We start from the raw sequence: 22,530 nt of genomic DNA, 5'->3' as shown, positions 1-22,530 counted from the left end.
GCGTACGACTTGGTCGGGCGCACATTGGCGAACAGGCTTAGCGCCTTCCGAATCGTGACGTTGAGGCTCTTGTAGCCGCCGCCCTGAGGCGTCGTGATTGGACCTTTGAGAAAGACGCGATTGCTGCGAATGGCATCCCATGCCTCTTCGGGGATGCCCGACGTAATCCCCCGTTCGTAGGCCGCGCGGCCGACCTCGATGACGTCGTATGAAAGCGGCGCGTTCGCTGCGTCGAGGACGCGGAGTACGGCCTCGGTAATTTCGGGACCGATGCCGTCTCCGTAGGCGACGGCGACGGGGACGGTCCCGGTATTTTCAAGCATCCGCTGGGGGGAAGGGGCAAGCGTGACGTCCGCAGACGAACCGTCCGAAGAGCTGAAATCGACGGCGGCGCGGGAAGGATCAGGATGCGTGCTCATGAGGAGGGAGAGTACAATGTGAGGATCAGTCGAAGAGGTCCTGCGCTCCGGCGAATGGACGCGAGACCGGGCTGCAGACGCCGGGCCCACGTACCCCCATAGAAAAGGCCGCCCTTCGATACACGGCGTGCGTATCAAGGTCGGCCAGCGTTCCAGACAACCGCGTGTCATCCGGGGCGTCATGCCCGTCTGCCTGCCACGTTTGTCTCGCTCGAAGGCGCAGTCGGTATGTGTATACGGCCTGATCCTCTGGCTCGGCCATCCGCCGATCCGTCTATCCTGCCGTCCGACCCACCCAAACTCCATCGATGAACATTTATTCCCGATGCCCGCCCCGGTCGCAGGTTTTTCACAAAGGATGACGCAGGCCCATGTCGGTCGCAACGAGGCTCATTCCCACCGGCTGGCTAGATCCCCGCTGAGGACGAACACGAACACGCGCTCGCCGGTCTGAGCGCTAATGTCCGTGTGCATACTGACGACCTCGAGGCCGACTTCCTCCTCCACCAGGGCCTCAAGGTCATCGCTACAACTTTCCACGAGGCGGGACCGCATCTGCTTGATCATCTCGATGCCGCCCGATTCGTCGCTGAGCTGTCGCTCGGCCGGACTCAGTATGCCGGTCAGGCGAACGAGGACCATGTCATCGAGAATATATGCCTTCGCCTCGCGTGGGCCGCGGCCGAGGTATTCGCGCTCAAACCGGGTGATCGCCTCGGTGATGGCAGCTTCGACCTGTCCTTTCGTACGATCCATGCAGTGCATCGAGCAGTATGAGACGGAAACAACGTGATTCGTCCCCGCCAACAGCATGTCGCACAAAAAAGTTTGCCCCCGACGGTGAAACCCCGTCGAGGGCATGGAAGGACGGCCCAACATAGTCGCTGCCGGCGGGATCAGGCCGCCATCGTTTCCTTCGGCGCCCGGGTGGGTCGAAAGGCATCCGGCTCCGGCACAATGCTGTCCAGAACGCGTGCGGTGGACAGGACACCCGGCATGCCGGCGCCGGGGTGGGTGCCTGCGCCGACGAAGTACAGGTGATCTACGTCCTCGCTCCGGTTGTGAGGTCGGAACCAGGCGCTCTGCTTAAGGATCGGCTCCACGCTAAACGCCGCCCCCTTCAGACTTTTGTAGTCCGTCAGGAACTCGCGCGGCGTCAGCATGCGGGACGTGACGAGGTGGTCATCGAGGCCGGGTAGAATCGTATCCGCGAGATAGTCAGACACGGCCTGCCGGTACGGCTCGGCCTGGACACGCCAGTCGATACCGCTTTCGAGGTGCGGAACCGGCGAAAGGACATAGAAGGCATCGTGTCCCTCGGGCGCCATCGACGGGTCCGTCTTCGTCGGACGGTGCAGATACAAACTGAAGTCTTCCGCCAGCTCCTTGTTGTGGAAGATGTCGTCGAGCAGGGATTCGTACCGCTCCCCCATCAGAATGGTGTGGTGCTCGACGTCCTCGTAGGTTCGGTCCGTGCCGAAGTACCAGACAAACAGGCTCATCGAGTAGTTCATGTTTTCGACCCGTTCATCCGTCCAGGTGTCCCGGTCACTCGGATGGATCATGTGACGGTACGTCCACCCGACGTCGGCATTCGACACCACCAGGTCGGCATCGATGACCTCCCCGTCGGTGAGGCGAACGCCGCTGGCCCGGCCGTTCTCGACGAGAATCTGCTCGACGTCAGCACCGTAGCGCTGCGTTCCGCCCAGGCCGTCGATAAGATCCGAGAGCCCGGATACTAGCGATCCCGTGCCGCCCATCGAATACCAGACGCCCCACTTTCGCTCAAGAAACGCTATGAGCGTATAGATCGACGTCGTGGTGAAGGGGTTGCCGCCCACGAGCAGCGGGTGAAAGGACAGAACCTTCCGAATTTTGGGATGCTTGACGTACTTCGATACGAGGTTGTAGACGGTTCGATGGCTTTGCAGCTTCACCATCGCCGGAATGATCTTCAGCATGTCCGACAGGTTGTCGAACGGGACATGCCCGAGTTCTTCAAAACCGATATCGAAGATCTCCTCGCTCTTCTCGAGGAACCGTTTGTAGCCGTCGACATCGGACGGGGCAAACTTGCGGATTTCCCGCACCATGTCCGCCATGTCCCCGTTATAGTCGAAATGGGTGCCATCGTCAAATCGGATGCGATAGAACGGGTCGACCGGCACCAGCTCCACGTCGTCGGACAGGTCGCGGCCACAGAGCGACCACAGTTCGTCGAATAAAAACGGAGCCGTGACGACCGTAGGCCCCGCATCGAAGGTGAATCCGTCCTGTTCGAACACACGCGCGCGGCCGCCCGGCTGATCAAGCCGATCCAGGACCGTGACGCGAAATCCGCGGGCTCCGAGGCGAATGGCTGCGGCAAGACCGCCGAAGCCGGCACCGACCACGACCGCGTGGGGGGCGTCCGGGCCGGCAGAAACAGGCTCGGTGCGCGTATTCAGCGCCGCATCGTCCCGGCGTACCATCTTCTGCATCCAACTCATATTCCATCGCGTTGAGTGTGAACGTTTGTGCGCCTGTGCCAACGCCAGCCCGACGCGCCGGGTTCATCCCAACCGCGACGCTTCAGTTACACGACGCCGACTACGTGGAGGGCAAAATTCGTCGGGCCCTCCGTCAGGATTTCGGTACCCTCGTACGCGCAGACGCGCTTCTTCGCAGGAAATCGAAGCGGGAGTCCATCGTCGGCTGAACATCCGTCGGACCCGGGGGTTTGCATCTACTGCCCGCTTCCGCACATCACGACCACAGCCGATAACCTGTACATGCCGACGGCCGATACGAAGACATCGACGGTAGAGGACCAGCTACGCGCTCTGGTTCGTCTCCAGCACATCGACAATCGCATCGATCAGATTCAGAAACTCCGGGGTGACCTTCCGGATGAGATTCAGGATCTTGAGGACGAAAAGGCCGGATTGGAAACGCGTCTGGAGAAGTTCGAGCAGGAGCTCAAGGACAAGAAGGTGGCCAAGCGCCAGGCCGAGCTCGACATCAAGGAAGCCGAGCAGCTCATTGAGAAGTATGAGCAGCAGCAGCTTCAGGTGCGCAACAACCGTGAGTACGACGCGCTCACGAAGGAGATCGAGGCGCAGAAGGAGCGCATCGAAAACGCCGAAGAAGCGATCGAAGAGTCTGAAAACACGCTCGAGAACAACGAAAGCGCCATTTCCGAGACGGAGTCGCGACTTGAAGATCTGCGTGGAGTCCTCGACGAGAAGCGCGACAAACTGAACGACGTTCTCCAGGAAACGGAGGATGAAGAATCCGCGCTCAATTCGATTCGAGATGAGGCGGAGGAAAAAGTCGACGAGCGCTACCTCAACGCATACACCAAGCTGCGTAATCGCCTCCGAGACGGCCGAGCCGTAGTGCCCCTGAAGCGAGGGGCGGCGGCCGGCTTTGCTGTTCCTCCCCAACGCCAGGTCGAAATCCGGCAGCGTAAGCATATTGTCGCATGCGAGCATACCGGGCGCATCATCGTCGACCAGGAGCTCTACAACGAAACGGTCGACGACATGAAGGCACGCCTCGACCTGTAGGACCGCGTCAAGAATCGTTAGGAACGCGTCCAGGACCGCGTCGCTGGGCGCACGTCTGCGACTGCGACGGTGAGCGAGAGGGCTAGATCGAGATCCTTTCCGGGATCTCGCGTTTCGTCCTGCTCGTTATGTACGATATGAGGGAACCTGGCGGGCATGGCTCGCCGGGCTCCAGGCGTGTGAACCGGATGATCGCTCCGTCGGCGAGAGTCGGCGGTGAGGAAAGTCCGAACACCACAGGGCACCGTGCTTCCTAACGGGAAGACCCCGTCCGGCGCGTTCCCTACGGAACGAGCGGCCGGGCCGGGGATGGCACGTGCAACAGAGAGGAGTCCCGCCGATGACTGCGTCTTCGGACGTAGCACAGGTAAGGGGTGAAAGGGTGCGGTAAGAGCGCACCGGCGCGACCGGGTGACCGTCGCGGCCAGGCAAACCCCACGGGGTGCAAGACCCAGTAGCACCGCATGCGTCCCGGGCATCGTCCCGGCGCAATATGGCGGCCCGCCGAAGACGCGGTGCGGGTAGGTTGCTCGAGACGATCGGCGACGATCGTCCCAGATAGATGATGATCCCCGCTGATGGGTCCGCGGCAGACCGACGGCGGGACAGAATTCGGCTTACAGGTTCGCACGCGCCGCACACTTTTTGCCGGTCTCCCGAGGATCGGCTGTCTCGAAGAAGCAGCCTCCAGCGATGGGGGCTGCTTTTGTGTTGTGGGTCGTGCGTTGTGGGTCGTGCGGCAGGGTCATGGCGTCAGTGGATGCCATACACGAAAAACGCCACGCCTCCCACGGATGGGAAGCGTGGCGTTGAATGTCACGGCGTGATGCGTGACGGTCGGAGCTCGAGATCAACTCGAGCGGCCGAGGGATGGGTGCGGTTTACATCATGCCACCCATTCCGCCCATGCCACCCATTCCGGCAGGCATTCCGCCGCCGGCGGGGGCACCGCCGCCGCCGCCACCATTGTCGTCTTCGTCTTCCTTCGTGACAATGACGGACTCGGTGGTGAGCATCAGTGCAGCCACGGACGCCGCATTCTCAAGCGCGGAACGCGTGACCTTCGTCGGATCGATTACGCCCTCATCCATCAGCCGGCCGTACTTCTCTGTACGGGCGTTGTAGCCGAAGTCACCGTCTTCGCTGAGCACCTTCTGGACCACGATGGATCCTTCGGCGCCTGCGTTCTCCGCAATCTGGCGGAGCGGCGCTTCAACAGCCTTCTTGATGATGCCGACGCCAATCTCCTGGTCTTCATTCTCAACGTCGAGACCATCCAGAACGTGGAGGGCACGGAGATAGGCAACGCCGCCTCCCGGCAGGATGCCTTCTTCCACTGCCGCACGCGTGGCGTGGAGCGCATCTTCGACGCGAGCCTTCTTCTCCTTCATCTCCGGCTCGGTCGCTGCACCAACCTTCAGCACGGCAACACCGCCCGAAAGCTTGGCCAGACGCTCCTGCAACTTCTCACGGTCGTAGTCCGACGTGGAGGAGCTAATCTGCTGTTTGATCTGGTTGACACGGGCGTTGATCTGCTCTTCCTGCCCGGCGCCATCAACAACCGTCGTGCTGTCCTTGTCGATCGTGATGCGGTTGGCCTGGCCGAGCATGTCGAGCGTGGCGCTCTCCAGCTTGTAGCCTTTCTCTTCCGAGATGACCGTACCGCCGGACAGAACAGCGATGTCTTCCAGCATGGCTTTGCGCCGATCGCCGAAGCCGGGTGCCTTCACGGCCGCCACCTTCAGCGTGCCCCGAAGCTTGTTCACGACGAGCGTCGCGAGCGCTTCGTTCTCAACGTTCTCCGCGATGATAAGCAGCGGCTGACCCGTCTGGCTGACCTTCTCGAGAATCGGCAGCAGGTCTTGCATCTTACTGACCTTGCCGTCGATCACGAGTACATACGCATCTTCGAGTACCGCCTCCATGTTCTCGGAGTCGGTCACGAAGTACGGCGAGAGGTAGCCGCGGTCGAACTGCATGCCTTCCACGACGTCAAGGTACGTCTCAATGCCGCGGGCTTCTTCCACGGTGATGACGCCGTCCTTTCCAACACGATCGAACGCATCGGCAATCAGTCGGCCGATCTCGTCGTCGTTGTTGGCGGAAATCGTTGCGACCTGCGAGATGCGATCTTTGCCTTCCACCTCGTTGCTCTGCGCGCGGAGGTCAGCAACAATGGCGCGAACCCCTGCGTCAATGCCGCGCTTCAGATCCATCGGATTCGCACCCGACGTGACGCTCTTGAGGCCGCGGTTGATGATGGCTTGCGCCAGCACCGTCGCTGTCGTCGTTCCGTCACCGGCAACGTCAGAGGTCTTGGAGGCAACCTCCTTGACCATCTGGGCGCCGACGTTCTGCATTTTATTCTTCAGCTCGATCTCCTTCGCGACCGTGACACCATCTTTCGTGATGGTCGGCGCGCCGAAGGATTTCTCGAGGACGACGTTCCGTCCCTTCGGCCCGAGCGTCACCTTGACGGCACGTGCCAGCGTGTCAACACCCTCCTTGAGGGCATTGCGCGCTTCTTCTTCGAACTTGATGTCCTTGCTCATAAATCAGTGGTGGTTCGATTCGATTGTATCGCTGAATTCGAGCCCTGCCCCTCCGTGGGCAAGACTGGTCCAACTCAGTTTGACTGAAGGAGCTGCCGGATCGGCCGACTTATCCTTCGATCACGCCGAAGATGTCGCTTTCGCGCATGATCAAGAATTCTCCGCCGTCGAGCGACACCTCGGTGCCGGCGTACTTGCCGTAGAGAACTTCGTCGCCTTCCGACACGGTCATATCGACCTTGGTGCCGTTCTCAACGCGACCCGGCCCAATCGCGACAACGGTGCCTTTCTGCGGCTTCTCCTGAGCGGAGTCAGGGATGTAAAGACCGCTTTCCGTTTTTTCGTCCGCCTCGAGTGGCTGGACGACCACGCGGTCACCAAGTGGTTTGATGCTCGCCATGATACCCTCCTTGATTAGTGAGCAGTGAGTGCAAGTGGAACTTCATTTTTCTCTGTTAGCACTCTCCAGTGGCGAGTGCTAATAAATCTAAGAAGCTGTACATTAGCGCCATCACGCTGTTCCTTTCTGCGGCGCTCGACCGGGTGAAGATTAGTTAACCGAAAGAGAACGTCGGGAGAGCTACGACGTAGGCCGTCTTGCATCGCCATCCGCCCGGCCATCTCAGACTTTTTATGTCCTCCTCTCCGCCGTTCCTGTCGTGGCAGGGCCGCATGTGGCGTCTTTGGCTCGGCTCTGTTGCCGGCGCGGCCCTTCTGGTCGGCCTTGCCGTAATGCCACCGTGGCTGCCACCGTGGGCCCGATGGCTATTAATGGAGGCGTTCGCGCCGCTCTGCCACCAGCTCCCGGCCCGCTCCCCAACGATCGACGGCACCCACATCGCCGTCTGTGACCGTTGCATCGGGATCTATGCAGGGCTACTCAGCGGCGTCGTTCTGGCTGCGGTCCTTCGCGCCGCAGCACGACCGGTCTGCAGGCAGTGGCTGGATACATCCTCGCTTACCTGGGATCGGTTGCTCTCCACACTACGATATGCCCTTGCCGGCGCGCTCATCCCACTCGCCCTCGACTGGATCGGGCCGTTCATCGGGGCATGGACACCATTTCACGGCTGGCAAAACTCGCCGGTGAGCCGCGTCGGTACTGGCGCCCTCCTCGGCGTAGTCGCGGGTCTGTTTCTTGTCGTGGCGATTGCCTCGGGGGTGTCGCGAGGACGGACATCGACAGTGCCGCCGGACGCCGGTCAGGCCAACGACAACGGCACCTCTGCCTCTGCCTAGCGGCACCGCGAATTTCGGCCGATCCGGCCGCTCTCCTGCCAGACCATTGTACGGACGGAGAAAACGTCGTTTCAATTCTGCCGTCCCGTAACTACCTTTTCGCGCACGTTCAGATGTAAAGTCCGGCCATCATATTCGCGAACGAGTTCGCGACGCCGTTCGCACCTTCGCCGGGTTTGCCCTTTCACCCTCTGTGCGATCATTCACCTAACACGATTATGTCGACCAAGCAAACGTCCATCATCATCGGTGGACTCGTCGGCGGAGTGCTGAGCACCTCGCCGATCAGTGTCATCAATTGCCTGTGCTGCCTCGGCGTCATTCTGGGTGCCATGGCGGGCATATGGTATTATACCAACCAGGAGCAGATCACAGCCGAGACGGCCGATGCTGCGGTGATGGGGGCCGGGATGGGCGTCCTCGCCGCCGTGTTCAGCGCCGCCTTCACCTATCTTCTCGGCTCGATCGGACTGGTCCCGACCAGCGAAGACCAGCTGCAGAATGCCATGCAGCAGGAAGGAATGACGGAGGAAGGGCGTCAGATGCTTCGCAACATCCAGGAGTACATGTCGAGTGTGGGTGGCATGATTCTGATTACGGGCGTCAGCGCCTTCATCTATGCGATTTTCGGCGCAATTGGCGGTGCAATCGGGGCCGCGCTATTCAAGAGAGGCGAGGGCACCCTGCAGTAGCTGCACACCGGAGCGATGCAGCGCCCGGATTGGCGGATCCTCGACGAGGCCAGTCACGTCGTGGGCCGTACGCCCCCCCTGTAATCCTTAATCTTCGATTCCCAATTCCCAATCCGAAACCCAATCAGTCGAATAGCGACGGGGCATCCTGGCGCCGGTCCAGCTCTTCGATCAGCTTACGATTGGCGCGGGGAAATGCGTAATTGTCGAGGTCCGTAAGATTAACCCATCGGATCGGCTGTCCTTCCTCGGACGTGGGCTCTCCCTCGATGAGGCGGCACCGAAACGCGTAGAGCGTGATCTTGAAGTGAGAGTAGGCGTGCGAAAGCGTGTAAAACGGGGCTTCGACGTCGACCTCGATGCCCAGTTCTTCTCGGAGCTCTCGGGCGCACGCGTCCTCCATCGACTCGTCGTCCTCGGATTTCCCGCCGGGAAATTCCCACAGCCCGCCCAGTAGGCCGTCCTCCGGCCGCCGTTGGATGAGGATAGACCCGTTGTCGTTAAACACCAGCCCGACGGCCACGTCGTGGTGCGGTACGGGCCGGGACTCGGGCCGCACCGGGTAGGACGCGGGACTGCCTGCGGCATTGGCCGAACAGGCATGCTGCACCGGACACTGCTTGCACGTGGGCGACGTCGGCGTGCAGATGGTTGCGCCAAGCTCCATCATCGCCTGGTTGAAGTCGCCCGCCCGCTCGGGATCGAGCAGCTCTCCCGCTAGACGCCGGAAATGCCGCTGCGTCTTGGCCTTTTTAATATTTGCGTCCGACGCGAACACCCGGCTGACGACCCGCATCACGTTGCCATCCAAGACCGGGTGCGGCTCGTTATAAGCGATCGACAGGACCGCCGCGGCCGTGTAGGGACCGATCCCCTTCAGGTTACGGATGGCATCATAATCGCGCGGCACCGTCCCGTCATGCTCGCGCACGACCTGCCCGGCGGCATGGTGAAGATAGCGGGCGCGCGAATAGTACCCGAGCCCTTCCCATAGCTTCAGGACGTCGTCCTGTTCGGCATCGGCGAGGTCTTCGACGGTCGGAAAGGCGTCGACGAACCGGCGATAGTAGTCCCGAACCGTGTCGACCCGCGTCTGCTGAAGCATGATCTCCGACACCCAGATCCGGTATGGGTCTCCGGTCTTCCGCCACGGCATCTCCCGCTTGTTCTCATCGTACCACTCCATGAGCGGTCCTCGGAAGGCCTGAATCTGCTCATCAGATGCGGAAAGGCTGTCGAGATCGGGCATGGACGTGAGACAACTCGTTACAGAGTGAGGGCAATCGTCGGCGTGCAACAAACCGGCATCGGACATTGGCGGAGCACCGGTGCCGGTGCCGTTGACTCCACGCCGGCGGGGCGTTTTACTTCACGGAGACCTTAACACGCACCGTGTCGATGGGCGAGCCATCGGCCTCCGCGATCAGATCGATTCGATGCAATCCGGTATCTTCCGGTCGCGTCACCCAGAGAAGGGAGCGGCCGGCCACGCTCGACAGTGCAGGGCCTCGAATGAGGTAATAACGCGACACCGGTCGGTCGTTGATGCGCTCCGGAAGGGTGAGAATGAGCGACTTCCCGGCCTGGACGGTCTGCCTCAGGGTATCACGGTCTGCAACCGCGCGAGGCACGGGTCGTTCATGGCCGTGGCGTACGGCACCTGCTGGTCCGACCGTGAAGCCCAGGATCAGCACACCGACGGCGGAAGATACCAGCATCAACAACATCTTGTGCCGCATCGGTGTACCGCGCATAAACAGAAGGAAGGGTGTGCAGATCGGGAGACAACGATTGAAATGAGGAGCGCTTCGCAGGACCACAGGCTGTACTCGACGCGCCGGGCAGTGTTGCTGTTCGTGCTCGGGTTGGTCCTCCTCCTGGTTTCTGCGTCTCGGTGTGACGCCCAGAGCGAAGACCCGACCGCCTCGGATACCACGTCCACCTGGTTTATTGTAGTGGACGGCGACACGACGATGTGGGCAGACACGATCTCGCATGCGGAGCCGCCCAACAGCCCCGCAGGTATCTTGTCCTCGGTCCGCACATCTGGATATTATGCGGCGCGACTCGACTCCGTAACGCAGGATACTTCCGCCTCGTCGCAGCAGCGATACGCGCACATCCATCGCGGGCCGCACGTGGTTCTCGGTCCCCTTCAGGTGGACAGCCCCGACTCCATCCTCGCAGAGGAGACGCGCACGCTACTCGACCTTAAACAGGGAGAGCCGCTCTCCGCCCTGGACCTTAAGACGGCGATCGATGACGTCCTTACCGCCTTCGAGGGCGAAGGTTATCCGCTCGCCGAGGTGCGCATTGACAGCGTCTGGCTGAACGAAACGGCTGATCCAGCAGAAATGGGTCTTGGCCTCCAGGTTCGTCCCGGCCCTCGGCTGTGGCTGAAACGGGTCGTTTTGCCGCCCGGCACGCGAACGTCTCCCCGCTTTGTCGCCCGGCGTGGCGGCCTCCAACTCGGAGAACCGCTCCGGAACTACGACCCGGGCCGTCTCCGCACCGCACTCCAGCAAACCGGGCTGTTTGACATGGTCGGACCGCCGGAGCTTCGCGTCGATGCGGATGGTGGCGCTACGCTCTTCATCCCGATCCGCGACGTGTCGCCAGGGACGTTCGATGTTGTGATAGGATACCTGCCGGGCACCAACGGCGGACAACTGGTCGGCAACGGGCGGCTGGCCCTCCGGAACGTGCTCGGGGGAGGACGGCGGCTCACCCTTCGGCTCGACCGCCGCCCGGGGCAGGTCAGCCTGCTCGACGTCCAGGCGGTCGACCCGTACGTCGCCGGGCGACCGATCCGCACGGAGGTATCGTTTTCAGGCGAGCAGCGAGACTCCACATACGGCCACCGACGCTATCGCCTCGCCGTAGGAGTGAACCCGAAGCCCACGTGGAGCGTGTCGGTCACTGGAAGCCGAGAGGTGGTCCGGCCCGGGCAGGGGGGAACGGCAATCGTACGAAACGAGCAACAAATCCCACGATCGTCTGCGTACTTCTACGGGGTCAGCGCCACGTTCGAGCGCCTGGACGACCCCGTCAACCCCCGCCGAGGGGTGGAAGCCTCCGCCCGCCTTGAGCAGGGACGCAAGCGACGGTCGCTGCGACGCGTGGTGGCTGGCGACACGCTTACGGAATCCGAGACCCTCAGGCAGGAGCGAGTCACCGGGTCCGCTCGGCTCTATCTCCCGACGTTTAACCGACAACTGATCGCGCTTGGAGCGGACGCCCACCTGCTTCGGAGTGACGCCTACGACGAAAGCGACCTGTTTCGGCTGGGCGGCGCACAGACCCTTCGCGGTTACGACGAGGACCGCTACGCCGGTCGCATCACCCTCCGCGGACTGGTGGAGTACCGGGTGCAACTCGATCCGGTCTCGTACGCATTCGCGTTCGCCGATCTGGGATTCGTGGAAACGCCGACGACGGCCGAATTCGCGGAGCGGCGACGCGTGCTCCCCGGCTACGGTATTGGACTCCAGTTCGGAACGCCGCTTGGCGTCGTCCTTCTTAGCTACGCCCTGCAGCCGGAAGAATCTCCTGCCCGCGGTCGTATACACCTCGGTCTCAGCCTCGGGCTGTAGGCGGACCGGTGACCGGGCAGCATCCCCCTGCTAAATATGAACCGGCGCTCCGCGACAAGCAGCGAACGTCGGCGCCCTCCCCTCGCACCGCTGATTTCACACGACAAAGCACCATGACGACGCAGTTTTATGCGCCCCCATCCAGCATCCGTGGGCAACGCGTGATTCTCGACGGAGATGAGGCAAAGCACATCGCCCGCTCCCTGCGCAAGCAGCCGGGCGATGTCGTCTACGTCGTGGACGGTAACGGGCATCGCTTCGAGGTGAAACTCGATCACGTGAAGCCGAAGCAGGTCGTTGGCAACATTCGAAAGACGACAGAAAACGCCGGGGAGCCGCCGTATCACCTCACGGTCGCGATCGGCCTTCTGAAGAATAGAAATCGATTCGAGACCTTCCTGGAAAAGGCCGTTGAGTGCGGTGTATCAAGCGTCGTCCCGCTAGAAACCGACCGAACCGAGGTGCAGAGCCTACGAGAGCAACGTGCCAGCAACATTCTAACTGCCGCCATGAAGCAGAGCGGCCGATCCGTGCGGCCCGACCTGACCGAGCCGATGTCGATAGCGCAGATCGTCGAGACCCGGCGTGCGGGCACGGATGAATGCTGGATCTGTCACGAAGCGGCAGACGCCGAACCGCTGTCGGCTGGCGTGAATGCTTCGCCGGTGACGCCCGGAAAGCGACCTCGCCTTCTCGTGTTCATTGGTCCGGAGGGCGGGTTTACGGAGTCGGAGGTCCGAGCCGCACGGGATGCAGGAGCGGAACCCGTGCGCCTGGGCCCACACCGACTCCGCACGGAAACAGCCGGCATCGTGGCTGCGTCGGCGATCTCGCTCGCTTACGCAGCGGCCAACCCGATGGATCGCGCCTCTTTTCTGTGAAGATCCACAGGACGCCGACTGTGGAAGGAGCAACCATCATGTAATCATCGTTGGCTCGACGCTATGGATGCAACAGACCCATACCTGAAACGACCGGATCGTCGCGACCTGAGCGAGAAGGAGATCTCTTCCGCTCAATTGGTCGAGGGCGTGTTGCTCAACGTGTATCGCGATAAGGTGCGCACGCCGGACGGAGACACCTCCCAGCGAGAGTGGATCGATCATCCGGGTGCGTCTGCCATCGTCCCGCTCTTCGCGGACGGCAGCACGATCTTGATTCGGCAGTTTCGGTATCCGGCACGACGGACCTTCCTGGAAGTGCCGGCCGGCAAGATCGACCGACCGGGAGAGGATCCCGCCGATGTTGCCGCTCGCGAACTCGAAGAAGAGACGGGGTGGACTGCCGAGTCGTTTACCCACCTTGCATCTTCCTTCCCCTGCATCGGGTACAGCAACGAGGTAATTCACTTTTACCTCGCGACGAATTTGACCAGAGGTACGCAGGACCTCTCGGACGGCGAGTTTGTTGATGTACATCGCTTGCCATTCACCGATGCCGTCGCAATGACCCGGAACGGAGATGTTCGCGACATGAAGACGACGGTAGCACTCATGTACGCGGACGCACACCTACGGAACGACGGTTCGGCGCGCTAACGCCACAGCCAGTCTCACACGGAATTCCGATGCTACGTTTGATCGTCTGATCGGCGACGCGTATCGTCCTCTTCTGATACTTCACGAATCGCACCCGCACACGGATGTTTACGGCACTCGTTATTTTCATCGCAATCATCGGCGTCATCATGACCGGCGTCGTCCTGATGCAGAGTGGACAGGGCGGCGGCCTGGCCGGGATTGCCTCCGGTGGCGCCACCCGGGACGTTCTCGGCTCACGTCGCGCACCGGATCTGCTGGAGCGCGGTACCTGGATCCTCGCGGGTATCTTCATCGCGCTCTGCATCCTCAGCAACTTCGCCATCGGCGAGGACGAGCGCGAGCCGGTCATTCCGAGCACCACACAGCAAGCCCCGGGCAACAACGCACAGGGCCTGAACCCGTCCTCCGACGGCGCGATGAACGGAAACGGCCTTCCTGGCGGCGGCAACCAAGGCGGCTCGAATGGCGGCGGAGAATCGGGCTCGAACTAACGCGCACCGTCCAGCGTGCGCCGACCGTTTCTCAGCACGGTCAGGCGCTGGACGGCACCCCTTACCCCGATTCGCAGAACTGGACGCAGATGTAAGTTAGACGGTTAAATGCGGTCATCCCCCGACGCGTGCAGCCACGCCAGGGGGATTTTAGTATGCGATAACGTTGCAGCTGCCACGAGATCAGCGAGAGGTGAAGCACGCTACGCATCCACGCTAACGACCGGGAAGGTCACCGACACGCACGTCCCGGTCCCCTTCTCGCTGTCGATCGTGAGCTGTCCACCCATGCACTCAACGATTCGTTTTGAGACGGTCAGGCCGAGACCGCTACCCTGATGGGATCGTGTATTCCCTTCGCTTTCCTGAGAGAAGGCGTCGAAGATTCTCGCCTGGAACGCTTCGTCGATTCCCGCGCCCGTGTCGCGGACGCAGATCACCACGTCATCGCCGCGCTGCTGGACCTCCACTGAGATGCTACCGTCCTCCGTGAATTTGAGGGCGTTGTCGATCAGGTGGTTCACGACGCGGCCGAGCAACTCGAAGTCGAACTCGGCGAAGACGTGCGTGTCGGGGACCTCCACCGAGAAGGCGAGATCGTTTTCTTCCACGGCCTCGGCGTGGGACGACGTCATGCGCGTGATGGCGTCGGCCACCGACTGGATTTCCATGTCGGGATCCAGCGTACCGGCCTCCAATTGCGCGAGGTCGAGCAGCGAGTCCAGCGTCAATAGCAGGCGGCGACCGCTTCGCTCGATCAAGTCGACAAACCGCTGGTAATCATCACTTACGCCATCGCTCAGAATCGATGTGAACCCGAGGATGACGGTGAGCGGCGTTCGGACCTCGTGCGTCATATTGGACAACACGGTCGAACGAAATTGAGCAATTTCTTCGGCTCGCTCCTTCGCCTCAATCAGCGCCTGCTTCTTTTCCTCCCGCTGGGTGATGTCCGTCATCACCGCCAGCACGCACTCCTCCCCTTCCACCGAGATGCGCTGAAACGAGGAGAGCGCCGTCACGATGCTTCCATCGGAGCGACGAAACTTCGCTTCGACATCGTAGACGGCGTCCTGGGCGGCGAGACGATTGGCTAGCTGCTCCTCCTGCGACTCGTTCACCCACAGGTTTAGATCGTCGGGCCGGTGACCTATGATCTCGTCATGCGGAAACCCGACGAGGCTGCACATCGCATCGTTCACGTCCATGTACTGCCAGTCCTCCAGGCGGCAAATGGCGATGGGGGCTGGACTGGCACGGAAGATCTTGTCGAGGAGCGTCCGACTCTCCCGCACGGCGACGGCAGCTTTTTTCCGCTCGGTAATATCGACAAGACTGACGAGCGCGCATACGGCGTGATCAATCTCCGTGAGTCGGGCACTCAGGAGGACGACGCGCGGCCTTTCTCCCGGCAGATGAACCCGCAGCTCGCGGTCGTGGATCGCGCCCTGATCCATCAGTTCTTCCGACAACGCTTCGAGGGACGCGCTTGACATGGAGATGTCCATCTGCGCGATCGTTTCACCCAGCAACTCCCGGGCCTTTCGACCGGCAAATTCGACCATTCGATCGCTGACCTCGAGAATCATCCCGTCGCGAAGGCGCGCGATAAGAAGAGCCGACGGTCCGAGATGAAATGCCTTGTCGAACAGGTCGAGGGTGTGCTGAATCGTCTCGGCCATCCGCCGTCGCCCCGCGAGGTCCCGCACCGCAATCAGCGCCGCGCGTTGCCCCTGGTAGATAACGGGGACGGACGCGGTCTCAACCGGAATTGACGTGCCGTCGCTGCGGATGAGCTTGTGCTCAGCAAAGTCGATCGGGGCGCCGCGGCGAATCCGGTCTTTCCACTTTCGGGTCCGGGCCTGACTTCCCGGGTGGACGTACTCCCAGATTTCCGTGTCTCGAATCTCATCTTGGTCCGAGGCCCCGACGATGTCGACGGCTGCAGAATTCGAAAAGAGGACGCGATCATCGGAACCGACGATCAGGATGGCGTCCGGTAGCAACTCGACCAGTTCGTGCTGCAGGGCATGCGATTCGCGAAGGACGCGGCGCCCGGCCTGTGCGGTCGCGGTCCGGATGATCCCGCGAACGTAGTCCCTTTCGTCCGGTTGCTCGTCTGGATGTACATCTGTCGGTCGTTCAAACCGGTTTGCCTCATCCGGCTGTACGGGCACGAGCGTCACGTCCCATGCCTCCGTCGCTTCGTCGACGCGGGGCGCCTCTCCGGCCGGCGGAGAGGCGAGATCAATCGATGAGGGAAGGTCGCGCGACGATCTGGCTCCGTTCGTTTCCGGTTCCACGAGAAATCGGACCGGCTGCCCGGTATGCACGACGTGTCGGCAGTGTGCCGGGACCGGCTTCGCCTCCAGGACCGACGCCAGCACGTCCTGTTGCACGGGCATGGAGCCGTCCACCCAGACCTCCTTAACACTCCCCTCGGCGTCCACGTGTGCGGTGAAAGCACCGTCCGCGGCTCGGTCCAGCAACGCCTCACTGGTCTTTCGAGCGACGCGCTCGTGCTGGACCTCTTCCTGAAGGGCTTCGATTCGTGCTTCAAGGCGGCGGACTTCTGCCTCAAGCTCCGCCTGCGATGTTGAAGAGTCGGTCATGACGGGGGGATTGCTGCAAGTACAGCGAACCGCACTCGGCCACCCGGACCGCTACGGGCCGGGGTGCTGCGATCACAGCGGGCCAAACGACCCGCGTCAAGTTGTAGACCCCACCGTTCAGGACGTTGCACGATGCCCCCGGTCTCGGCGTTACCATCTTGGCAATAGGATTAGGCCGATGGAGCCCCCGCCTCGCGCCTGGCGCGACACCCTTACGACCTACAGTTCTTTCACCGCCTTGACCATCTCTTCGGCCGGGTCGTCGGAATGGAGGATCTGGAAGCCCAGTTTCTCGCACACGCGCTGCATCGCCCGGTTCTGCCGGAGGATGTCCGCGGTGATCCGCTCCAGGCCTTCGTCTTCGCCCACGCGAACGAGGCGACGGAGGAGCTCCGTGCCCACGCCCTCCCCCTGGTAGTCGTCGATGACAAGCATCGCGAACTCCGACTCGTTCCGTCCCGGCGGCTGCGTCAGACGGCCGATGCCGATGATGTTCTCATCGTCGGTTTCGGCGACGAGGGCCATCTCGCGGGCGTAGTCGATGAAGCAAATGCGGGCCAGTCGCTCGTGGGCAACGCGCTGCTCGAGTTTCATGAGGCTGGCGTACCGTAGATACACGCTACGCTCCGACAGCTCCTTATGAAATCGGACGACCTTGGGCTCATCCTCCGGTCGGATCGGTCGGACGGTGACATCCCGACCGCTCCGGATCGTGTGCGTCCCGACGTACTGCCGAGGGTACGGACGGATGGCCGGTACGAGCAGGTCGCTGTCCTCCATCTCGTACGGATGAAGGACGACGCGGGCATCGAGAGCGAGAAGGCCGTCATCGGCCGGCTGTGCCAGGAGCGGGTTCACGTCAATCTCCTTGATGCGCGGCTGCTCGGCGACGAGCTGGCTGAAGCGGACCATCAGCTTCTCCAGGGCATCCATGTCCACCGGATCTCTCCCGCGAACGCCCTGCAGTGCCTCGTAGATCTTGGTCTGTTCCATCATGCGCCGCGCGAGCGTCGTGTTGAGCGGCGGAAGGGCGAGGGCGCTGTCTTTCACCACCTCCACAAGCTGTCCGCCTGAGCCAAAGAGCAGGACGGGACCGAACTGATCGTCGATGCTGCTACCCACGATCAGCTCGTACGCGTCCGACAGATCGACCATGGGCTGCACCGTCACGCCGTCGAATCCGTCGTCGGGGACGCCGCCCTGGATCGCGTCGAACGCCGCCTCCACCTCTTCGGCGCTCTCCAGATCGAGCTTCACGCCACCCACGTCCGTTTTGTGGGTAATCGACAGGGAATGCAGTTTTACGACCACGGGATACCCAATGTCGGTTGCTGCGGCGACCGCGTCGGGCTTGGTTTCGGCGATCCGCGTTTCAACCGTCGGGATGCCGTACGCGGCCAGCAGGTTCTTGGACTCCGCCTCCGTCAACAGCACCCGCCCGGCCTCGTGCGCATCCGACACGATGGCATCGGCGGCGTCCCGGTCGGGGAGTCCTTCTTCGTCGCGCGGCAGGCTGGGCGTTTCGTAGAGCGCCTTCAGGTTGTAGCTGTACCGCCACATGTTGTTGAAGGCGCGAACGGCGGTGTCCGGATAGGCAAAGGTCGGCAGCCCGGCCTCATTCAGAATATTTTCCCCGGACTCAACCGCGGCACCGCCCATCCAGCTCGCAAGAACGGGCTTCCGGTTGTTTCGGGCGTAGGGGCGCAGGTGCTCCGCTGTCTTCGTCGGCTCGGTCATGGCCTGCGGCGTCAGCACCACCAGGAGCCCGTCCGAGTTCTCGTCCTGCGATGCAATCTCAAGGGCTCTGGCATAGCGCTCCGGGTCGGCGTCGCCGAGGATGTCGACCGGGTTGCCGTGACTCCACGCATCTGGCAGGACGCCGTCGAACTGCTCCATCGCGTGGTCGGAAATGGGCGTCAGCTCCCCGCCGCCCTCGATGAGCGCGTCCGTGGCCAGCACACCCGGGCCGCCGGCGTTCGTAAGGATCGTCAGCCGCGGACCGCGGGGGCGCGGCTGCTTCGCGAGGACTTCCGCCATGTAAAACAGATCGTTGATGCGGTCGACGCGGAGCACGCCGGTGCGCCGGAAGGCTGCGTCGAGGACGGCATCCGATCCTGCAAGCGTCCCCGTATGCGAAGCGGCAGCCTTCGCGGCGGCCTGCGTCCGACCGGCTTTGATGACAATGATCGGCTTGGACTGCGCCACATCGCGAGCCGCGGAGATAAAGGACCGTGCATCGCCGATGGACTCCATGTACAGAACGATGGCGTCGGTCTTCGGGTCGTCCCCCAGGTAGTGGATGACGTCGCCCCAGTCGACATCGAGCATCGACCCAATGGAGACGAACGCGCTGAAGCCAACGTTTTCGCGGAAGCTCCAGTCCAGGATGGAGGTAAGAAGCGCGCCGCTCTGGCTGACGAAGGCCACGTTCCCCGGGCGTGCCATCGCCCCTGCAAAGGTCGCGTTCAACCCGGACGGCGGGCGCATCACGCCGAGACAGTTCGGCCCGACGATTCGGATGTCCTCACGCCTCGCAATTTCGAGGATCTCGCGTTCCAGGGCGGCCCCCTCCTCCCCGATCTCGCGAAACCCGGCGGAGATGATCACGATGCCGTCCACCCCCGCCTCGGCACACTCTTGCACGATGCCGGGCACGGTGGGTGCGGGCGTCGCGATCACGGCGAGATCCACATCCGCACCGATGGCGCCGACGGTGTCGTGTGCCTGAATGCCGAGCACGCTGTCCCGGTTGGGGTTTACCGGAAAAACGGTCCCGCCGAACGGATTACTGATCAGATTCCAGAGAAGCGTCCGCCCCACACTGCCGGGTTTTTCGCTGGCACCGACAACAGCCACATTCTTCGGGTTAAAAATCGCATCCAGCGGCTGTCGCCGGGAGGAGATGAGATCGTAAGACGGGTCGACCTGAGGCGAGGAAGCGTTGTCGGGCATACGGAAAAAAGTGGCTAGATGAGAAAGGTGATACCACACGGCAGAGGCCGACGCGGGTCTTTCATCGGCTGCACAAGTGGCCGAACAAGTGGCAGGGTCAAATCGATGGGCCTGCTTCTGGCGGTATCCTGCTCTGTTGTGGCGGCGCCGCGAGCGTCGGATCAGGATGCGTCCACGCCTGCAATCATTCCTGAATCAGATCGGACAGTTCCTGCTTGAACCTGTCGGCAATAGCCTGCGCCTCTTCCGCGGTCGGCGCCTCGGCGTATACGCGAAGGATCGGCTCCGTATTCGACGGTCGCATGTGTACCCAGGCAGATTCGAAGTCGATCTTGAGACCGTCGATGGCGGAGAGGGTCTCCCCCTCGTACTCGAGAGCGATGCGAGAGAGCAGGGCATCCACGTCCAGGTCGGGCAGAGGCAGCTTGTCTTTCACGATTTCGTACGTCGGCATCGCGTCGTGGACGTCTGCGAGCGTCGAGCCGGAGGACGCAAGGTGCTGGAGGACGAGGGCGGTCCCGGCGAGCGCGTCCCGCCCGTAGTGCAGGTCCGGGACGATGACGCCTCCGTTGCCCTCACCGCCAAGTACGGCGTTCACCTCTTTCATCCGCATCACAACGTTGATCTCTCCGACCGCCGATCGGTGCACCGTCTCCCCGTGCTGCGCGGCAACGTCCTCGATGGCCCGCGATGAAGACAGGTTGGTCACGAACGGCCCGGAGTGGTGCTGCCACCAGAAGTCGGCACAAATGACCTGAGTCAATTCCTCCAACACGAAGCGACCGCGATTGTCCACGAGGGCGAGCCGATCTGCATCCGGGTCGACGGCGAGTCCGATGTCGGCCCCGGTGTCTTTTACCCGCTGCGTAAGCTCCGTTAGATGCGCCGGGCGCGGCTCAGCGGGGTGGGCAAAGCGACCGGTCGGCTCGCAGTTCAGTTCGATGACCTGAACGCCCAGCGTATCCAGCAGGCGCGGAAGAGCAACACCGCCCACTGAGTTTACGCCGTCAACGACGGCGGTCAGCCCTGCGTCCGAAATGGCGCCTGCATCGATGGCATCTAACGCCAATATGCGGTCGATATGCATGGCAAGGTACTCCGTCTCACGCATCGACCCGAGCGAATCCACACCAACCGGCTCTGCCTCCTCCCGGTCGGCCATCTGCATCACCGCCTTCCCTTGGGCCGGCGTCAGGAATTCGCCGCGCTCGTTCAGGAGTTTGAGCGCGTTCCACGCCTCCGGGTTGTGCGACGCGGAAAGGATGATTCCTCCGGCCGCTTGTTCTTCCATGACCGCCATCTCAATTGTCGGTGTCGTTGCTAATCCTGCATCGACGACGTCGCATCCCATGCTCTGCAGCGTGGCGATTACGATCGAGGCGCATACCGGCCCGGACGGACGCGCATCGCGACCGACAATGATCAGCGGATCCCGGCCGTTCGACCGTGCCCTCCGACGCGCCCATGTGCCGTACGCGGCCGCATAGCGGACGAGGACGGACGGGTCGAGGCCGTCCCCGACAATACCACGAATTCCGGAAATAGAGGCGATCAGCGTTCCGTCGGACATGCGTTGGGAAGGTAATGGCAATTCCGAGAGGACCCCCGCAACAATTCACGGCCGGCGTCGTGCGCTCGATACGCTATGCACGGAGGCTGAATGCGATCGCCAATGTACAACGCGAGGCGTTGGATGTCGAACCACTTCGGAACAGCGTTTCCATCCCGTTAAGCCATGTCCACAGGACCTTCATTCCCACCGCTTCTTAACGAAACCGGCGGTTTTGCGGGTCGTTTTCCCTTTTCCCCCGTCAATATATCTTTACGGTCGTTAGCGGCATGATGGACCTTTCACTTGACGATCGGGCATGGAAAGCACGGCGGCGGTTTGCCCTCCTTGCCCTTGCCGTAACCGCCGTGCTGATTTCCTGGGGCGGTTGGGTAACAAGCATCAATGCCGGGATGGCCGTACCGGACTGGCCGTCTTCCTTCGGTTCGTATGATCCGTTTCGAACGGGCATGCCGGACTGGTATCGCTACGCACCGGTCCTCGCTGAACACGGACACCGGTTGCTCGGTGCAATCGTCGGCTTTCTGACACTCGTCCTCGCTGTCTGGACCTACCTCGCCGACCCCCGCCGGTGGGCGCGTCGCCTGGGCATCGCTGCGCTCGTCCTTGTATCCCTTCAAGGGTTGCTTGGCGGGCTGCGGGTTACGGAGAATTCTATCCTTCTCGCGACAATGCACGCCTGCACGGCACAGATCTTTGTCGCTGTCCTGGCGTCGCTTGCACTGTCGACCACCAAGACGTGGCGAAGCCTGTCTTCGCGTCTCCCGGACACCGAGGCCACAACGCGGCTGCGCCGGACGGCCTATGCGACGCTCGGACTGCTCTACCTTCAGATCGTTCTCGGCGCCGTACTCCGGCAGTTCGGGCACGGAATACACGGGATGTACGCCGCAATGCACATCGCAGGCGCACTCATCGTCTCCGGACTGATCATCGCCACCTTCGTCCTTATTCAGAAGCACTTCGAAAAGTATCGCGGCCTGAATGTGAGCGCGTGGGCGATGGTATTGACGCTGGCCGCACAGTTTTCCCTGGGCCTCGCCGCCTACGTCATCCTGGTCACCGACACGGCTGCGTCCACTCGGTCAACGCTCCAGGTGGTCCTGGCGTCCAGTCACGTGCTCGTGGGCGCCGTTCTCATGGGGACGACCACCGCGACGACCCTCCTCGCTGCCCGCGTTCAAGCGCCACAACGGAAGGTGACCGAAATGCTCGATGGCGCAAGGTCTTCCTCGGGTGACCACGCGAGACGGGAACCGGTACTTGCTCCCCGTTCAGCATCAAAATAAGCACCCTCCCGCCGGTCGCCGCCCCCCCC

Annotated in this window: 18 protein-coding genes and 1 other RNA gene; 9 read left to right on the top strand and 10 right to left on the bottom strand. The window is 62.2% G+C overall.

What is annotated here, in order from left to right:
- The 3 genes from ACFCU0_RS07555 to ACFCU0_RS07545 all read right to left on the bottom strand — a co-directional run.
- Nucleotides 1-323, bottom strand: a 323-nt coding sequence (locus ACFCU0_RS07555; protein ID WP_434973057.1) for an isocitrate/isopropylmalate family dehydrogenase, incomplete at its 3' end; no start/stop codon positions are given.
- A 486-nt stretch (nt 324-809) separates the two neighbouring features.
- On the bottom strand, nt 810-1,175 hold the full coding sequence (locus ACFCU0_RS07550; RefSeq protein ID WP_434973056.1) for a DUF2294 domain-containing protein: 366 nt from the start codon (nt 1,173-1,175) through the stop codon (nt 810-812).
- A 140-nt stretch (nt 1,176-1,315) separates the two neighbouring features.
- Nucleotides 1,316-2,911, bottom strand: coding sequence for a phytoene desaturase (locus ACFCU0_RS07545; protein ID WP_434973055.1), 1,596 nt, complete (start codon nt 2,909-2,911; stop codon nt 1,316-1,318).
- Between the two features lie 282 nt (nt 2,912-3,193).
- On the opposite strand from ACFCU0_RS07545, the gene ACFCU0_RS07540 reads away from it, so the two are divergent.
- The gene (locus tag ACFCU0_RS07540) at nt 3,194-3,970 is read left to right on the top strand and encodes a zinc ribbon domain-containing protein (RefSeq protein WP_434973054.1); all 777 of its coding nucleotides are present in this window, start codon (nt 3,194-3,196) and stop codon (nt 3,968-3,970) included.
- Between the two features lie 176 nt (nt 3,971-4,146).
- An RNA gene (gene rnpB, locus ACFCU0_RS07535) (RNase P RNA component class A) lies at nt 4,147-4,606 on the top strand.
- Nucleotides 4,607-4,851: 245 nt separating this feature from the next.
- Here the strand turns inward: rnpB and groL are convergent.
- Together groL and groES are read right to left on the bottom strand one after the other, a co-directional pair.
- Nucleotides 4,852-6,522, bottom strand: coding sequence for a chaperonin GroEL (groL, locus tag ACFCU0_RS07530; protein ID WP_434973053.1), 1,671 nt, complete (start codon nt 6,520-6,522; stop codon nt 4,852-4,854).
- A 109-nt stretch (nt 6,523-6,631) separates the two neighbouring features.
- On the bottom strand, nt 6,632-6,922 hold the full coding sequence (groES, locus tag ACFCU0_RS07525; protein WP_434973052.1) for a co-chaperone GroES: 291 nt from the start codon (nt 6,920-6,922) through the stop codon (nt 6,632-6,634).
- A 233-nt stretch (nt 6,923-7,155) separates the two neighbouring features.
- Between groES and ACFCU0_RS07520 the strand changes: the two genes are divergently transcribed.
- Together ACFCU0_RS07520 and ACFCU0_RS07515 are read left to right on the top strand one after the other, a co-directional pair.
- Nucleotides 7,156-7,761: a DUF2085 domain-containing protein gene (locus ACFCU0_RS07520; RefSeq protein ID WP_434973051.1), complete on the top strand. Its 606-nt coding sequence runs from the start codon at nt 7,156-7,158 to the stop codon at nt 7,759-7,761.
- 218 nt (nt 7,762-7,979) lie between these two features.
- Complete coding sequence (locus ACFCU0_RS07515) at nt 7,980-8,453, top strand: hypothetical protein (protein ID WP_434973050.1); 474 nt, start codon at nt 7,980-7,982, stop codon at nt 8,451-8,453.
- A 124-nt stretch (nt 8,454-8,577) separates the two neighbouring features.
- On the opposite strand, the gene mutY is transcribed toward ACFCU0_RS07515, so the two are convergent.
- Nucleotides 8,578-9,702: an A/G-specific adenine glycosylase gene (gene mutY / locus ACFCU0_RS07510; RefSeq protein WP_434973049.1), complete on the bottom strand. Its 1,125-nt coding sequence runs from the start codon at nt 9,700-9,702 to the stop codon at nt 8,578-8,580.
- A gap of 115 nt (nt 9,703-9,817) precedes the next feature.
- Nucleotides 9,818-10,171: a hypothetical protein gene (locus ACFCU0_RS07505; protein WP_434973048.1), complete on the bottom strand. Its 354-nt coding sequence runs from the start codon at nt 10,169-10,171 to the stop codon at nt 9,818-9,820.
- A gap of 78 nt (nt 10,172-10,249) precedes the next feature.
- Here ACFCU0_RS07505 and ACFCU0_RS07500 point away from each other — a divergent pair, with 78 nt between their 5' ends.
- The 4 genes from ACFCU0_RS07500 (at nt 10,250) to secG (ending at nt 14,078) form a co-directional block, all read left to right on the top strand.
- Nucleotides 10,250-12,046, top strand: coding sequence for a BamA/TamA family outer membrane protein (locus ACFCU0_RS07500; protein ID WP_434973047.1), 1,797 nt, complete (start codon nt 10,250-10,252; stop codon nt 12,044-12,046).
- A 113-nt stretch (nt 12,047-12,159) separates the two neighbouring features.
- A complete protein-coding gene (locus tag ACFCU0_RS07495; RefSeq protein WP_434973046.1) occupies nt 12,160-12,927 on the top strand; it encodes an RsmE family RNA methyltransferase in 768 nt (255 codons plus the stop codon).
- 63 nt (nt 12,928-12,990) lie between these two features.
- Nucleotides 12,991-13,584 carry an NUDIX domain-containing protein gene (locus ACFCU0_RS07490; protein WP_434973045.1) on the top strand — a complete coding sequence of 198 codons (594 nt, stop codon included), beginning with the start codon at nt 12,991-12,993 and terminating at the stop codon, nt 13,582-13,584.
- A 104-nt stretch (nt 13,585-13,688) separates the two neighbouring features.
- Nucleotides 13,689-14,078 (top strand): preprotein translocase subunit SecG, encoded by a 390-nt coding sequence (gene secG / locus ACFCU0_RS07485; RefSeq protein WP_434973044.1) that lies wholly within the window; start codon nt 13,689-13,691, stop codon nt 14,076-14,078.
- 203 nt (nt 14,079-14,281) lie between these two features.
- On the opposite strand, the gene ACFCU0_RS07480 is transcribed toward secG, so the two are convergent.
- From ACFCU0_RS07480 to glmM, 3 genes are all read right to left on the bottom strand, one after another.
- A complete protein-coding gene (locus ACFCU0_RS07480) occupies nt 14,282-16,690 on the bottom strand; it encodes a PAS domain S-box protein (protein WP_434973043.1) in 2,409 nt (802 codons plus the stop codon).
- A 219-nt stretch (nt 16,691-16,909) separates the two neighbouring features.
- On the bottom strand, nt 16,910-19,642 hold the full coding sequence (locus ACFCU0_RS07475) for a bifunctional acetate--CoA ligase family protein/GNAT family N-acetyltransferase (protein ID WP_434973042.1): 2,733 nt from the start codon (nt 19,640-19,642) through the stop codon (nt 16,910-16,912).
- A 184-nt stretch (nt 19,643-19,826) separates the two neighbouring features.
- Nucleotides 19,827-21,212: a phosphoglucosamine mutase gene (gene glmM, locus ACFCU0_RS07470; protein WP_434973041.1), complete on the bottom strand. Its 1,386-nt coding sequence runs from the start codon at nt 21,210-21,212 to the stop codon at nt 19,827-19,829.
- Nucleotides 21,213-21,481: 269 nt separating this feature from the next.
- Here glmM and ACFCU0_RS07465 point away from each other — a divergent pair, with 269 nt between their 5' ends.
- Complete coding sequence (locus ACFCU0_RS07465) at nt 21,482-22,501, top strand: COX15/CtaA family protein (RefSeq protein WP_434973040.1); 1,020 nt, start codon at nt 21,482-21,484, stop codon at nt 22,499-22,501.
- The last annotated feature ends 29 nt before the right edge of the window (nt 22,502-22,530 follow it).

The organism is Longibacter sp. (genome assembly GCF_051155795.1).
Lineage (GTDB): Bacteria > Bacteroidota > Rhodothermia > Rhodothermales > Salinibacteraceae > Longibacter.
Note: the sequence above shows the minus strand (reverse complement) of the source record. Positions and strands in the feature narration are given on the sequence as shown.